This is a genomic window from Parabacteroides sp. HGS0025 (assembly GCF_000969845.1).
GTDB lineage: Bacteria > Bacteroidota > Bacteroidia > Bacteroidales > Tannerellaceae > Parabacteroides > Parabacteroides gordonii.
Map to the genome: position 1 here is coordinate 1,505,811 of NZ_KQ033903.1, position 14,790 is coordinate 1,520,600.

At 48.5% G+C, this 14,790-nt stretch carries 9 protein-coding genes; 1 reads left to right on the forward strand and 8 read right to left on the reverse strand.

Annotated features, from left to right (window positions below; genetic code table 11):
* Positions 1 to 18: 18 nt before the first annotated feature.
* Both nagA and HMPREF1212_RS22580 read right to left on the reverse strand, forming a co-directional pair.
* Complete coding sequence (gene nagA / locus HMPREF1212_RS22575) at positions 19 to 1,236, reverse strand: N-acetylglucosamine-6-phosphate deacetylase (RefSeq protein ID WP_046151175.1); 1,218 nt, start codon at positions 1,234 to 1,236, stop codon at positions 19 to 21.
* Positions 1,237 to 1,358: 122 nt separating this feature from the next.
* The gene (locus HMPREF1212_RS22580) at positions 1,359 to 2,522 is read right to left on the reverse strand and encodes an AraC family transcriptional regulator (protein WP_028730290.1); all 1,164 of its coding nucleotides are present in this window, start codon (positions 2,520 to 2,522) and stop codon (positions 1,359 to 1,361) included.
* A 256-nt stretch (positions 2,523 to 2,778) separates the two neighbouring features.
* Here HMPREF1212_RS22580 and HMPREF1212_RS22585 point away from each other — a divergent pair, with 256 nt between their 5' ends.
* Entirely contained in the window at positions 2,779 to 6,066 is a 3,288-nt protein-coding gene (locus tag HMPREF1212_RS22585) for a TonB-dependent receptor (protein ID WP_046151176.1), read from the forward strand.
* A 10-nt stretch (positions 6,067 to 6,076) separates the two neighbouring features.
* Here HMPREF1212_RS22585 and HMPREF1212_RS22590 read toward each other — a convergent pair whose 3' ends face one another.
* The 6 genes from HMPREF1212_RS22590 to HMPREF1212_RS22615 all read right to left on the reverse strand — a co-directional run bounded on the left by HMPREF1212_RS22590 (position 6,077) and on the right by HMPREF1212_RS22615 (position 14,789).
* Positions 6,077 to 7,417, reverse strand: a complete 1,341-nt coding sequence (locus HMPREF1212_RS22590) for a TolC family protein (protein WP_046151177.1) — start codon at positions 7,415 to 7,417, stop codon at positions 6,077 to 6,079.
* A complete protein-coding gene (locus tag HMPREF1212_RS22595) occupies positions 7,414 to 10,443 on the reverse strand; it encodes an efflux RND transporter permease subunit (protein ID WP_028730293.1) in 3,030 nt (1,009 codons plus the stop codon). Before HMPREF1212_RS22595 ends, HMPREF1212_RS22590 begins: the two co-directional genes overlap by 4 nt.
* Before the next feature lie 8 nt (positions 10,444 to 10,451).
* Positions 10,452 to 11,549: an efflux RND transporter periplasmic adaptor subunit gene (locus tag HMPREF1212_RS22600; RefSeq protein ID WP_028730294.1), complete on the reverse strand. Its 1,098-nt coding sequence runs from the start codon at positions 11,547 to 11,549 to the stop codon at positions 10,452 to 10,454.
* 809 nt (positions 11,550 to 12,358) lie between these two features.
* Entirely contained in the window at positions 12,359 to 12,910 is a 552-nt protein-coding gene (locus tag HMPREF1212_RS22605; RefSeq protein ID WP_028730296.1) for a chromate transporter, read from the reverse strand.
* Position 12,911: 1 nt separating this feature from the next.
* On the reverse strand, positions 12,912 to 13,442 hold the full coding sequence (locus tag HMPREF1212_RS22610; protein ID WP_028730297.1) for a chromate transporter: 531 nt from the start codon (positions 13,440 to 13,442) through the stop codon (positions 12,912 to 12,914).
* A gap of 36 nt (positions 13,443 to 13,478) precedes the next feature.
* Entirely contained in the window at positions 13,479 to 14,789 is a 1,311-nt protein-coding gene (locus tag HMPREF1212_RS22615; protein ID WP_046151178.1) for a murein hydrolase activator EnvC family protein, read from the reverse strand.
* Between the last annotated feature and the right edge of the window lies 1 nt (position 14,790).

The following is a 14,790-nucleotide window of genomic DNA, read 5'->3' on the forward strand; positions in this document are numbered from 1 at the left end:
ATAATGTCTGGAAAGAAGTTATGCCTGGTAAACCGTCTGTCCGTTTATGATGGTACGTGATATCCTGATCTGATTGTCGAATAAAAGAATATCTGCCGTTTTTCCTACTTCTAAAGAACCGATTCTATTTTCCATATGAAGAATACGGGCAGGCGTTGCCGTCATCATTTTTACTGCATCTGTTAAGGATACTTCTGCCAATTGAACCATTGTCTGGACCAGACGGTCTGCAGTTGCCACGCTGCCGGCAAAAGCACTTCGGTCGAGTAGTTTGGCTACTCCCTCTTCTACCATTACAGTTTGTCCTTCCTTTAAACTTCCTAATTTATATACCCCTTCCGGCATTCCGGCGCCGCGCATGGAATCGGTAACCAATGCTATTCTGTCTGCTCCTTTGAATTTATGTATAAGTTGAAGCAGGCTTTTGGGGAGGTGAATGCCGTCGGCAATGATTTCTACATCCATATCTTCCAGTAAGAAAGCGGCTTCTACAGCGCCCGCATAACGGAGTGCATTCCGGCGGGTAACGGTCTGCATACCTGAGTAGAGGTGCGTCATCAGGGAGTATCCGGCCTTATGGGCTTCCATGACCTCTTCGCAAATGGCATCCGTATGTCCGACGGATGGAATTATTTGTTTTTCTTTCAATAGTTTACCCAGGTAGAGGGCACCGTCGAGTTCGGGTGCTATACTCCAACGAATGATATCGTCAGTGGCATTCAATATGCTGGTATAATGTTCGGGAGTCGGTGCCTTCAGATTGGCGGGATCTTGCGCACCACGTTGGCTATAGGCGAAGTACGGACCTTCCAGATGAATGCCCAGAAACTTTGCACCTTTCGTGTTTTGTTTTTTTGCTTGACGGTAGATTTCAAATGTGTGGAAGAGCTCTTCGTCAGGACAGGTCAGCGTGGTGGGTAAAAGGGCGGTTGTACCGTAGCGGGCATGTGTGTTGGCTACGGTCAGGTAAGCATCTACCGTACCGTCCATGAAATCGGCACCTCCGGCTCCATGTGTATGAAGGTCAATAAACCCGGGAGATATATACTGCTGGTCAGCATCGATGATTTCATCGATATCATCCGATGACGGATGGCCTGTGCCGATAGCAGTTATCTTATCATTTTCAATGATGATATAACCATCTTCCAGAATCTTGTCGATCTGGATTAATTTTCCGTTGGTGATGAGCCTGCGGACTACTTTTTTTTCGTGTGATGCTGATATTGTATTCATATGGCACTGTTTTTATTGTTCAAACAGTACAAAGTAAGTAGAATGAATCTTCTTTTTATGTGCTGATTGCGAAATAAAATCCTCAAAAAACGAACGGACCGGATAGAAAGTCGGTACATCTTTTATTTGTTTTTAGAAGTAAATCGTTTCCGATATTGAAAGGGGGTCATTTCCTTTACCTTTGTAAATGTTCGGGAAATGTTCTTGTAATCCGTAAAACCGACTTTAGCAGCGGCTTCTACCAATGGTAGATCAGTTGTAACCAATAAATCGGCAAATTTTTCTATACGCAGTTCCTGAATATACTGGCAGACAGATGTACCTGTTTCCCTTTTGAACTTTTTCTCCAGAACACGTCTTGAAAAGGGGACCATCCGGATAAGGTCGTCTATAGATAGGGGATCCCGGTGGTTGTTATCTATATAATGCAACAGTTGTTCGATATATTTGTCGGAAACGGCAAAGCGTTCGGTGGAAGCGCGAGGGACGATTCGTACTGGCTTTATGATTATATCGACGGGGGTAACGATCTTTTTTTCGATGAATTGGTGAATCAGTTTCCCTGCTTCATAACCTCCGTTCTTGATATCCAGTTCTATGGATGACAATTGGGGGTCGGAAATATTACACAGCAGTTTGTCATTATCTACTCCCAGGACTGCAATTTCCTCCGGAATGCTTATATCATACATTTTACAGACTTCGGTGATTTGCAATGCATAATAATCGTCACAAGCGAAAAGAGCTACCGGTTTTGGCAGGCTTTGTAGCCATTTGCTTACGAGTTCAACATCAAAACTCCACTTTTCACTGGGTATCCGTTTCCGGTTACTGAACTCATAAACGTCATAGCCCTGATTGCTGACAGCTTTCTTAAAGCCTTCGCCTCGTTCACGTCCCCATACTGTATCCGTCAGCCCATAATAGGCAAACGATTTATATCCTTTGTGCAGGAAAAAGTTTGCTGCTATTACACCGGTTCCGAAATAGTCACCAGTCAGGTTAGAGATACCGGGGCTTCGTTCTTTGTAATTTTGGACAATGATCGGTATGTGCAACTGGTTCAGTACAGACAGGTCTATATCTGTGAATTGGGCGATGATGGCATCCGCTCCCCATTTCTTTGCCCACTCCACGACTCCTTCATCACCGTAAAGCTCCCTGAAATACAAGGGCATCCGGTAAAAAGCCCAGGGACCTACTTCCTTTGCATATCTGACTACATTTTCCAGAAGTGATCTGCTATAGCCACTGGAAAAATCGGTTAACAGTAATATCTTTATCATGTCATGGTGTTCATTACGCAGTGCTATCTTGTTCCAAAATTATAGAAATATTTTTTGCTTTAGGTAAGTATTCTCAAATATTTTTATGAATAGTACTTGGTTGTATGTCTGTGATGGCAAGCTTATCTCTCGCCTTAAGGCTTTTTGGCATATTCTTATTTTTTTAAGATCCTTTGATTTTGCTTGTGTATTAAAAGATTTATAAAGATATTTGCCCCTTGATTTTCGGTTTAAACAAGAAAATGATTGAGGGGGTATGTTAAAGCGATTTATTTTAATCATCGGATGTCTCATCTGTATGTTTCAGGTAGTAACGGGGCAAGTCACTACCTCCGGTTTGTCCGGGCGGGTAATTTCTGAAGGGGAAGCACTGGCCGGTGCTACGGTTTTGGCTGTTCATCAGCCGACAGGTACCCGTTATGGGACGATAACTAACCTGGAAGGGCAATACTTTCTTCAGGGCTTGTATACAGGCGGGCCTTATAAGGTGGAAGTTTCCTATGTAGGATGCCAGCCGGTCTGCTATACCGATTTGCGGCTTGTTCTGGGCGAGACGTATGTGCTAAATGTATCCCTTGAAGAATCGACCGAACTGTCGGAGGTGGTTGTTACTGCCAGCCGACGTCCTTTTGCCAGTACGAAGACAGGTGCTTCCAACCATATCAACTCCCGCCAGATCGCGCAGACTCCTAATATCGGACAGACATTGGACGGACTGGTCAAATACTCTGCTTATGCCAATGGGGGAACTTATGCTTTCGGTGGACGCGACCAGCGTCAGAACAGTTTTACTGTCGACGGAGCCAGCTTCAACAATAATATGGGATTGGGAAATTTCCTGTTAGGCAGTAAACCGATCTCTACTGAAGCGCTCGAAGAGGTACAGATCAATATCGCACCTTTCGATGTGCGCCAGAGCAACTTTGTGGGCGGTAGTATTAATGCTGTCACTAAAAGCGGAACCAACCAGTTCAAAGGCAGTGGTTATACCTATATAAGGAATGAGAAATTGAGGGGGAATACGGTAGACGGGTTCGATCTCGGCGAACGTGCGGAAGAAGCCGCTTATATTTATGGGGTGACGCTGGGCGGCCCTATTATTAAGAACAAACTTTTCGTCTTCATCAATGGTGAGATGGATAATTCCCCTAAGCCGATGACCAAGTACACCTATTCGACGGATGGGGTCAGGGATGATGCCAACCTTATTTCGCGGGTAACAGAAGCTGATATGGCAGCCTTTTCCTCCGTCTTGAAGAACCGTTACGGCTATAATACCGGTTCATGGACAGATTTTTCCGGTGGTGAGAAAGCCTACCGGGCTCTTGTGCGCCTCGACTGGAGCATTAATCAGGCTCATAAACTGATGTTTCGCTATAATTATACACAAAACAGCGTTTATAATCCTGTCTACAGCAATGGCCGCGGAGGTGAAGTAGCCATGAACGGTGCCCGTATCGGTCCGTACAGTATGTCTTTCCGCAACTCCTGTTACACGGTCGATAATAATCTCTTTTCTCTCACGGCTGAACTTAACAGTACGCTGGGAAGAAATAAATATAACAAGTTCTCCATTTCCTATACTTCTGTCGAGAATAATCGCCGGAAAGCGATCGACGGAGGGCCTTTCCCTACTATCGATATCATGAAACCTATCGAGGGCGGAAGCCTTTATACCTTTATGAATGCAGGTTACGACCAGTATGCCTGGAATAATGGTGTGCTCGATAAGACCCTTTCGATAAGCGATAACTTTTCCTACAATTTGGGACGTCACAGCCTGACTGCCGGACTTTCGTTCGATCTGATCAATGTATCCAACTCTTATATGAGGAGCGGACTCGGTTATTACCGTTACAATAGTTATGAAGATTTTGTGAATGAGGCAGCTCCCTCTGTTTATACGCTAACCTACTCACTTACCGGCGGTGACAGTCCTACCGCCGAGGTCAAAATGGGGCAGTTTGCCGCCTATCTGCAGGACGAGCATAATGTGAGCGACCGCCTGAAGCTGATCTACGGCCTCCGTATCGACCTGCCGATCTACCTCAGTGATAAGCTGCTTAACCCGGCCGTAGCCGGACTCGACTTTGACGGCCGCCGTCTTTATGCCGATGCATGGCCTGCAACCCAGGTGCTATTCTCTCCCCGCGTAGGTTTTAACTGGGATATCCTGGGCGACCAGTCGCTTAAGCTACGCGGAGGAACAGGCATTTTTACGGGACGCATGCCGCTCGTATTTCTTACCAATATACAGAGTAACAGCGGTATGATACAAAATACCGTTACTTATACCGAAAAGGATAACCAGGCTGCACTCGATAAGCTGGCCGGTGGTATCCGTTCCGCTTCCGAGGTGATCCAATTGCTCGATCTCCCCACAGAGCCCGGTACTGTTAACTCACTAGCTACGCTCGACAAAGATTTCAAGCTCCCTCAGGTATGGAAAACGTCTGTTGCTGCCGATTACCGGTTGGCACTCCCGTTCGATGCCAACTTCACATTCGAAGGCATCTTTATAAAGGATATCAATGCGATTGTGCAGAGTAATTATAATGTGATCTCGCTGGATAACGGGAAGATGCAGCGTTTCAACGGCCCTGACAACCGTTATTTCTATCCGGGCGGTGCTGATAATAAGGTATTGGCGAAAAACAGCGATGCGTTGTTGATGAGCAATACCTCCAAAGGATACAGCTACACCTTGAATACCTCCTTGCAGGCCAGCCCTGTGCGGAACCTGGATCTTCTTGTGTCGTACACGTATACCGGCTCCAAGAGCCTGTTCTATAACCAAGGCAATGACCCTATATCTTCCTGGAAGAACCAGATGTCTGTCGACGGCCCTAATAACCTCTTCCTTCAGAACCCGTCTTTCTTGGCTTCGCCCAGCCGTGTGGTTGCTTCTGTCAACTATACGATACCTTATGCCCGCAAGCATATGGCTACTTCGGTGGCTCTGATCTATACGGGTGAACGTACCGGCAGTTACACCTATTGCTATACCGGCGATATGAATAACGACGGAGTGAGCAATGATCTTCTCTATGTTCCCAAGACAAAGGATGAGTTGACTTTTACGGATAAAAAGGATAAGGACAAAGTAATTTTTACCGCAGCAGAGCAGGCGGATGCTTTCTGGAACTTCGTGAACCAGGATCCATATCTCAGCAAACATAAAGGGGAATATGCCGAGGCTTTCTCTGCTTTTAATCCCTGGGCGCATCGTTTTGACCTGCGTATCCTGCAAAACTTCAGTGTGCAGGCCGGCAAACAGAACAATACATTGCAGATCAGCCTTGATATTCTGAATGTGGGTAACCTGCTTAATAATTCATGGGGACTTTATAAGTCGGCGGCCAAGTCCGGTGGCGGTCGTATCCTGGAACGTAAAGGCGTAACGGCCGATAACGTTCCCCTCTACAATATGACCCACTATGTGGAAGACGGGCAGTTACTGCTTCCCACTCAAACTTTTAGTGCTGTTCAGAGTAGCAGTAACTGCTGGCAGATGCAGATCGGCATACGTTATATGTTCAATTGATACCGGTGGATCATTCGCTGGCTTTCTCCGGATCGGGAGCCACGTAGGTCAGTATCTGGCCGCTCAGTTGCAGCAGGGATACTTCGCAAAGTTTGGTAGAGTATTCCGCGATAGACTGGCGTTCTTCTGCTTCCAGCAAACTGTTCTGTGCTTCACGCAGTTCGATACCCGACAGCTCACCCAGCTTATAGCGGTCGATAGCGATACGGTAGTTCTCCTGTGCGACAACCAGGTTCTCTTTTTCCAGGCTCCACAGGTCGAGGTTGTTCTGGTAAGCCATCCACAGGTTACTCATATCGGCACGTAAGGCGAGTTCCAGTTCCTGCATGCGCAGTTCCTTGTTCTCGATCTCGATACGGGCGTTCCGGCGTTCGCGGCGGCGGTTCAATCCATCGAACAGGCTCAGTCCGACGGTTACACCGTAATTCAGACCCAAACGTTGCTGCAGGTCGGTGGTGCCTACTTCATACCAGTTGGCGGTGTAGCCATAGCCGGCATTCAGTTTGACGTAAGGGTAATTGCGGCTTTTCACCTTTTTATAATCCAGTTCGGAAAGCGTCTTGTTCTTCTGGGCGATCAGCAGGGAAGCGTTCGACTCGATCGTGCTTTTCCATAGCTCCACTTCATCCAGGAAGATATTCGGATAGATCACCGAGTCTTTGACTGCGATATTCTCCTCTACATTCTCGAGTGCCATCAGTTCGTTGAGCCGGATGCGTGAGGTGTTGACTACTTCCAACTGGTTCAGCACCTTCGAACTGTCGGAGTTGAAATCGACTTGTGCCTGCTGCAAGTCCATACGCGAACCGGAACCGATATGGTAGCGTTCTTCTGCAATACGGACACGTTCGCGGGAAAGATCGAGGGACGAACGCAGGTTACGCAGGCGGATATTCTGGCGTATCCGGTTGTAATATTCGGTAGACAGGTCGGCCACGAAATCCTCTATCGTCATGCGCGTATTCAGTTCGCCCATCCGTTGCAATTCCTTCAGGCGGGAGTATTCGGCCTGTATGCCGAAACCGTCGAACACAGTCCAGTTCACGTTCAGGCCGATATTGCCAGTTTCACTGTTTACGCCGTTTTGTTTTTCCGTAGTGCCGTCCATCAGCTTGTTGCGGTTGTTGTTGACCGATCCGCTGAAACCGCCGCTCATATCTACGGTAGGCAGATAACCGGCATTGCCCGGTGTGGCGTTATTATCGCTTATCTGTTGTTCGTTACGTATAATCCGGATGGAGTAGTTGCGTTCCAGTCCGGTTTCGATACATTCTCTGAGGCTGTATACATCCTGCGCCTGTACGCCCAGGTAGCTGGAAACAGCCAATATGATCATTGCTACTCTTTTCATTTTTTCTTTGCTCTGTCTGTTGAGATAAAACTATACATTGCCGGGACGATGAATAAGGTAAGGAAGGTAGATACCAACATACCGCCTACAACGGCAATACCCATCGCGATACGTCCCTGTGCCCCTTCGCCTGTTGCATATACCAGCGGAACCAGGCCGAGGATCGTGGATACACTGGTCATCAGGATCGGACGCAAACGTTGTGTGGAAGCCGAACGGATCGCTTCCGCCATGCTTAGTCCCGCCTCCTGGCGCTGGTTGGCAAATTCCACGATCAGGATACCGTTCTTTGCCACCAGCCCGATCAGCATAATGATACCGATCTGACTGAATATATTCATCGTGATACCCGAATAACTCATAAACATCAATGCCCCCGCAATGGCCAACGGCACGGTGAACATCACCACCAACGGGTCTTTGAAGCTCTCGAACTGGGCGGCAAGCACCAGATAGATCATCAGCAATGCCAGGATCATGGCGAACATCAGGCTGGAAGAACTCTCGCGGAACTCCTTCGACTCGCCCGACAAGGCTGTACGGAAGCTGTTATCCAATGTCTCTGATGCGATACGATCCATTTCGTCCAGACCGTCGCCGATCGTATAGCCTTTGTTCAGACCGCTGGAAACGGTTGCCGAAACGAAACGGTTGTAGCGGTACAACTGTGGCGGGGCCACGTCTTCATGCAGTGCTACCAGGTTGTCCAGCTGGATCATCTCCCCGTTATCGCTGCGTACATAGATGGATTTCAGGTCGAGCGGCGTGTTACGCTGCTGGCGGTTGATCTCGCCTAATATCTGGTATTGTTTACCGTTCATATAGAAATAACCCATACGCTGCCCGCTTAACGCATACTGCAATGTCTGGGCGATGTTGCGGGTACTAACTCCCAGGGAAGAAGCCTTGTCGCGGTCGATCTCGATACGCGTCTCCGGCTTGGTGAACTTCAGGTTCACGTCTGCCATCTGGAATACGGGGCTTTCGTTTACCTTCAGCATGAATTCGGGCAGGTGTTCCGCCAGTTTCTCCAGGCTCGGTGCCTGCAATACGTATTGCACGGGCATACCTCCGCGTCGTCCTCCGAAAGTGGACTGCTGCTGTACGAATGCACGCGCTTGCGTCTCTTTCCTTACGGCGGCCGATAGTTTCTCGGCTATTTCCATCTGCGAACGTTCGCGTTCCTGGATATCCGGAAGGATCACACTGATATTGGCGTTGCTGCTGGATGAACGGTTGGTCAGGAACTTACGTTCGGGAGCGATCGAGTCGGCCAGTTCCGCTATCCGGTCGGAATAATCGCGGATAAACTCGAAGGTGGCTCCCTCCTGGGCACGCATATTGATCGAGATAGACGAACGGTCTTCCAAAGGAGAGAGTTCCGAGCGGATCGTCGTCCAGAAATACCCGATCGAACCGAACAGGATCACCACGATAGGGATAGCCCACCATTTATGGCTCAGGAAATAGTTGAGCGACCGGGAATATATATTATTCAACCCTTCGAAGAAAGGTTCGGTCTTCACATACAGCCAGTTCTTCTTTTCGCGCCTGCGCAGCAGCTTGGTGGCAAGCATCGGTGTAAAGGTCAATGCCACAAAGGAAGAAATAGCAACGGAACCGGCAATCACGATACTGAACTCCTTGAACAAACGTCCGGTCATACCTTCCATAAACACGATGGGAAGGAATACGGAAATCAGGGTGACCGTCGTGGATATTACCGCAAAGAAAATCTCCTTCGAACCTTCTATCCCCGCCTCCTTCGGGTTCATCCCCTTTTCGATACGGACATAGATATTCTCGGCCACCACGATCGCATCGTCCACCACCAACCCTACCGAAAGCACGACGGCCAGCATGGTCAATACATTGATGGAGAAGCCGGAGATATACATCACAAAGAAAGCACCGACCAACGATACCGGAATAACGACACACGGCACCAGCGTCACACGCCAGTCGCGCAGGAACAGGAAGATAATCAGCACCACCAGGGCGAATGCCACATAGATCGTCTCTTCCACCTCATAGATAGAAGCACGGATGAAACGGGTATTGTCGTACACCATTTCGATCGTGACATCCTCCGGAAGGTCTTTCTTCAGCTGTTCGATACGCCGGTAAGCTTCGTCGGCAATCTCTATATGGTTGGCTCCCGGCTGGGGGACGATCACGTCGATCACCATCGGCTCGCCATTCTTACGTAATATACTGCGCAGGTCTTCCGGTGCCAGTTCCGCCCGCCCTACATCCTTGAAGCGGACGATATTGTTGCCGTCTTCCTTGATGATCAGGTCGTCGAACTCTTTTGCCGTATGCATCAATCCCAAGGTACGGATAGACAGGTCTATCGTATTTCCTTCGATACTACCGGAAGGCAGCTCCACGTTTTCCGCATCCACCGCATTCTTCACATCCAGCGGGGTGACACCGTAACCTGCCATCTTGATCGGGTCGAGCCACAGGCGCATGGAATAACGTTTCTGTCCCCAGATATCCACACTACTCACATTCGAGATCGTTTGCAGGCGCTCTTTTACCGTCAGCTCGGCGATCTCACTCAGTTCCATCAGCGAACGCCTGTTGCTCTGGATACCGATCTGCATGATCGGCGACGCATCGGCATCGGCTTTCGATACGGTTGGCGGGTCACAGTCGCGCGGCAGGTAGCGTTGGGCACGCGAAACCTTGTCGCGCACGTCATTGGCAGCCGTTTCCATATCTACCGACAATTCGAACTCGACGGTGATACGGCTGCTACCCTGGCTACTGACGCTACTCAGAGAACGGATACCCGGTATACCGTTGATATTCTGCTCCAACGGTTCCGTGATCTGGTTCATGATAACCTCGGCATTCGCTCCCGGATAGGAAACGTTGACCGAGATAATGGGCTGGTCTACACTGGGGAACTCGCGAACCCCCAGGAACTTGTAGCCGATCATACCGAACAGCAGGATGACAAGCATCATTACTGTCGAGAGAACCGGCCTGTTTATACTGGTTTCCGATATATTTGCCATAGAGGAATTTAATACAGATTATCAATAGTAACTTTCATACCGGTACGAAGTTGCATCACACCGGTAGTGATCAATGTGTCGCCCGGCTGTACACCGTCGAGCACCTGCACACGGCTTTCCGTACGCAGCCCGATCGTGACTTCGGCCGGTTCGGCCACTCCACCCTTATACAGGTAGACCACGTTCTTTCCCATTTCAGGGATCAGCGCCTCGCTCGGGATGGCCAAAGCATTCTTTATCTCGCGTTTGGTGATCTCCACCGAAGTATAACGTCCGGGGAAGATCGACTCGTTGGTGTTTGGGTAAGTGGCACGCACCTTCAGGGTACGGGTCGTCATATCCACTTTACTTTCTACGGCATATACTTTGGCGTTGTAATCGCGCATCTTGCCGTTGGAGTCTTCCAGGCGGAACACGATGGAAGTACCGTCGGTTACGTCGGTCGCATAGTTCTCCGGGATAGAGAACTCGATCTTCAGCGGTGATATCTTCGTCAGCTTGGTGATGAAAGTGGTAGGGGAGACATAAGCGCCTTCACTGACCGAGCGCAGACCGATGATACCGTCGAACGGCGCACGCAATTCTGTCTGTAAGATATTGGCTTTCACCAGGTCGATGTCGGCCATCAGTTTTTCATATTCGGTAGTGACCTGCTCGTAAGCTTCCTGGCTGACGGCATCTTTTTCCAACAGGGTACGTTGGCGATATACCCGGTCTTTAGCCAGCGGAATCTGGGCTTCCAGTTTCCTGAGTTGGGCTTGCAGCGGTTTGTCGTTGATCTTTGCCAGCAGGTCGCCTGCTTTCACATGCGTACCTTCGGTGAAATAGATATTCACCACTTTCCCGGACGACTCGAAGGATAAGTCTACTTCTTCGTCGGGAATGATACTGCCGGTGCTAATGACTTTGTCGGTTAGCGATTGGAATTTCAACACTTCAGCGTTAATGTTCAGTACCTGCTTCCTTACGCTTGTTCCCGGTGCGGGAACAACTTCGGTTGCCTTACCGGATGCTGTCAACTTGGTCTTAATCTGTGGATAGGCAATCATTCCTGCAATCAGCAGAAGGATTGCGGCGGTTACGCCCCACTTCACTCTCTTCGTCATATTTTCAATGGTATCTACTTTAAAACTTATCAATAGGTTTGTAAATATACACAACTCAATCGGAATATAGACAAGAGTAAAAAGAAAAGGTTTAACGGGGCAATTGTAAAAAGTTTTGGCATATTAGCCTTCATTGCCTTCATATAGGAAGATGTCCTTTGATATACAATTGATGTTAGATGAACCCGCTTTTTTGTTTTGCCTTCATACGGCTTTCATTTCGGCTTCATGTGTCTCGCCCTGATTTTGGTTGACTGTGTCCCGTCCTGAAATAGGTTGTCTCGTCCTTGTTTTGCTTGGGCAATATCTCTGCTCCGTTGCTTTTGAGTCTGTGCCGGAAGCTAAGGTTTTTATTCGGGAAGAGTAAGGTCTTAGCATAGGACAATTAATAATTTTACTCCGCTATCTTTAATATGTAATGCATGCTTTACGAATATGTAAAGCTAGAGTTTCTAAAAAGTAAGGCATGCCTTTCTTATTTGTAAAGTATATATTTCGAATATAAAAGTAAGGAGAAAAGGTAATATTTGTAGGGAGTAAAAAGGTTAGTTTTCCCGTGCTGGGAGCTTAGTTCTTGTGAGCGATTTTATTGGGATGGTGAAGAAGGTTGCGGATGCCTTGTGTAATGCCCGGGAAGAAGAATAAAAGGCTGATGGGATGAAGCCGGAATGAAGGCCGTATGAAGGCGAAACAAAAAGTGGGTTCATGCTGGATGGATTGTTATTCAATTCATGTAATGGTGTATGAACCCATGAAGGCTAAATGAGGAATATGAAAGTTCTTCCTTTGTTAGTTCAAACATAAAGTCTTCACCAGTATAATATGAGTCCTGCAATCCCAGCCAGGAAAATCATCAATATAGGATGAACCTTGAACTTCCAGGTGAGGATGAAGGCGGCACCGAAGATCAGGAAGCTTTTGTAATCGATGAAGTTTTCTTTGTTCATCAGCATTAATGCGGCGGCGGCGATCAGTCCAACCGTTGCAGGGCGCAGGCCAGTGAAAGCGGCAACTACGTATTTGTTGTTCTTGAATTTGGCAAAGAAATAGGAGATTACCAATACCAGGATGAATGAGGGCAGGCAGACGGCAAACGTTGTCAGGCAGGAACCCAGAACAGCCATCACAGGAGAATATCCGGCGTTATGAATAGCTGTGTACCCGATATAAGTCGCACTATTGATGCCGATCGGGCCCGGTGTCATCTGTGAGATTGCCACTATATCCGTGAACTCCTGCAGGGAAATCCATTTGTAACGGTCTACTACATCCGCCTGTATCAGTGAAAGCATGGCATATCCGCCACCAAAACCGAAGATGCCGATCTTCAGATAGACATAAAGTAACTGTAACCAGATCATATCAATTCTTCTTTATCTTTAAACCATACACTAATCCTCCGGCAATAGCCGCCAGGATAATCCATACCGGCGAAACGCCCCCCATCCAGATAAGCAATGCCGCCACAATCGGAATGATCATCGTCAGGTAGTTGAGCTTAATGGAGCGTGCCGTAGTAATACAGGGAACTGCGATCAGGGCGACAACGGCCGGACGCAGCCCTTTGAATATCTTTTCCACCCATTCGTTATCCTGAACCTGGGTAAAGAACGTAGCGATCAGCAGGATGATCAGGAACGAGGGCAGGATCGTACCGAGTGCACAGACCACGCTTCCCATGTTCTTTTTCAGCTTGTAGCCTACAAAGATGGATATGTTGACCGCGAAAATACCCGGCAACGACTGTGCAACGGAAAAGAGGTCGATGAAATCTTCTTTGGATAGCCAGCCGCGGTCTACGACTTCCCGCTGTATCAACGGTAACATGGCATATCCGCCGCCTATTGTACCCACACCAATTTTGAGGAAAGTAAGAAAGAGCGTCCAATACATAATAATCCTGTTAAAATCGAGGCAAAGATACGAAAATTAATCAAGCCACGGGGTAGGATTCAGTTTCGTCTTTTCTTTCCAGAGCTGGAAATGAAGGATTGTTGCATTGCCGGCTTCCGTATCGGTGAATATCTTGCCGATAGCCTGGCGGGTACTGACCTTATCGCCTGCCTTTACATAGACCTGGCTCAGGTTACTGTAGACTGTCAGATAGTTACCGTGGCGGACGATCACCGAATTGTTGTAACCGGGCACTACAAATACACGGGTCACTTCACCGTTGAATATCGCGCGGGCATCTCCTCCCGGTGTCGTCTGGATATCGATACCGCTGTTGTTGGTGCGGACGTATTTGAGTTCCGAGTGCTGCTGTTCGCCGAAGGTACCGACAATGGTATAGCGTCCTGATACCGGGAACGGCAGGCGTCCACGGTTGCTGGCAAAGTCGTCGGAGAGCTTTTTCTCCGCCTTGGTCATGGCGTAACCGCCTTTGGTGTCGGCTACACGTTCTTCACGGATAGGTTCCTGCACAGGCTCTTTTCCTTCGGCTTTAGCCTTAGCATTGGCCTTTTCACGGGCACGGCGTTCACGTTCGCGGGCTGCCTTGGCTTCCGCTTCGGCACGGGCTATTTCTTCTGCGATCTGCTTTTCGATCTGGCGGTTCAGGGCGTTGGCCTGTTGCTGTTTCTTCCGGAGTTCGTCCTTCAGTTGCTTTTGTTTCTTGTTGAGTTGCTGTACCTCCACTTTCTGGCTGCTTTCTTCGGTCTGAAGCTTCTGGCTTTCCTGTTCGCGGGTTCCCAGCAAGGCATTCTTTTCGGAACGGGTCTTTTCCAGTTCCCGCTGTTTCAGGTTGATCTCCGTTTGTTTGTCGATGATCTCCGTAGCCTGGTGTTTTTGCCAGTCGGAGTATTCACGCAGGTAGCGCATACGGCGCATAGACTGGGCGAAGTTGTCGGCAGAGAGGATGAACAAGAGCTTATCCTGCGAATTGCGCCGTTTATAGAGGCTTTGTGCGGACTTACCGTAGTTGGTGCGTTTCTCTCCCAGTTCTTTTTCCAGCTTGTTGATCTCGCGGCGGGCGACAGCGATCTGGTTATCTATCTCGCTCACTTCCTGGTTGAGCAGGCTAATCACTTTCTTTCGCGAAAGGATCTGCTGCGAGAGCAGGTTCAGGCGGTTGAGGGAGTTTTGGGCTGTCTGGGTAGTCTCTTTCAGTAACTGGTTTGTCATTTCTATCTCGGCCAGCGCTTTCTTTCGCTGTTCTTCAAGCTGTCTCACCCGGGCGGACTTCTGTCCGAAGGCGGTCAGGGCAGATAACGTGAATATGACAATCCAAATATACTTCATC

Excerpts from the sequence above, each read along its gene's own strand:
- HMPREF1212_RS22615 (WP_046151178.1), bottom strand. The coding sequence starts at position 14,789 with ATGAAGTATATTTGGATTGTCATATTCACGTTATCTGCCCTGACCGCC.
- HMPREF1212_RS22585 (WP_046151176.1), top strand. The coding sequence starts at position 2,779 with ATGTTAAAGCGATTTATTTTAATCATCGGATGTCTCATCTGTATGTTT.
- nagA (WP_046151175.1), bottom strand. The coding sequence starts at position 1,236 with ATGAATACAATATCAGCATCACACGAAAAAAAAGTAGTCCGCAGGCTC.
- HMPREF1212_RS22605 (WP_028730296.1), bottom strand. The coding sequence starts at position 12,910 with ATGATCTGGTTACAGTTACTTTATGTCTATCTGAAGATCGGCATCTTC.
- HMPREF1212_RS22580 (WP_028730290.1), bottom strand. The coding sequence starts at position 2,522 with ATGATAAAGATATTACTGTTAACCGATTTTTCCAGTGGCTATAGCAGA.
- HMPREF1212_RS22600 (WP_028730294.1), bottom strand. The coding sequence starts at position 11,549 with ATGACGAAGAGAGTGAAGTGGGGCGTAACCGCCGCAATCCTTCTGCTG.
- HMPREF1212_RS22590 (WP_046151177.1), bottom strand. The coding sequence starts at position 7,417 with ATGAAAAGAGTAGCAATGATCATATTGGCTGTTTCCAGCTACCTGGGC.
- HMPREF1212_RS22610 (WP_028730297.1), bottom strand. The coding sequence starts at position 13,442 with ATGTATTGGACGCTCTTTCTTACTTTCCTCAAAATTGGTGTGGGTACA.
- HMPREF1212_RS22595 (WP_028730293.1), bottom strand. The coding sequence starts at position 10,443 with ATGGCAAATATATCGGAAACCAGTATAAACAGGCCGGTTCTCTCGACA.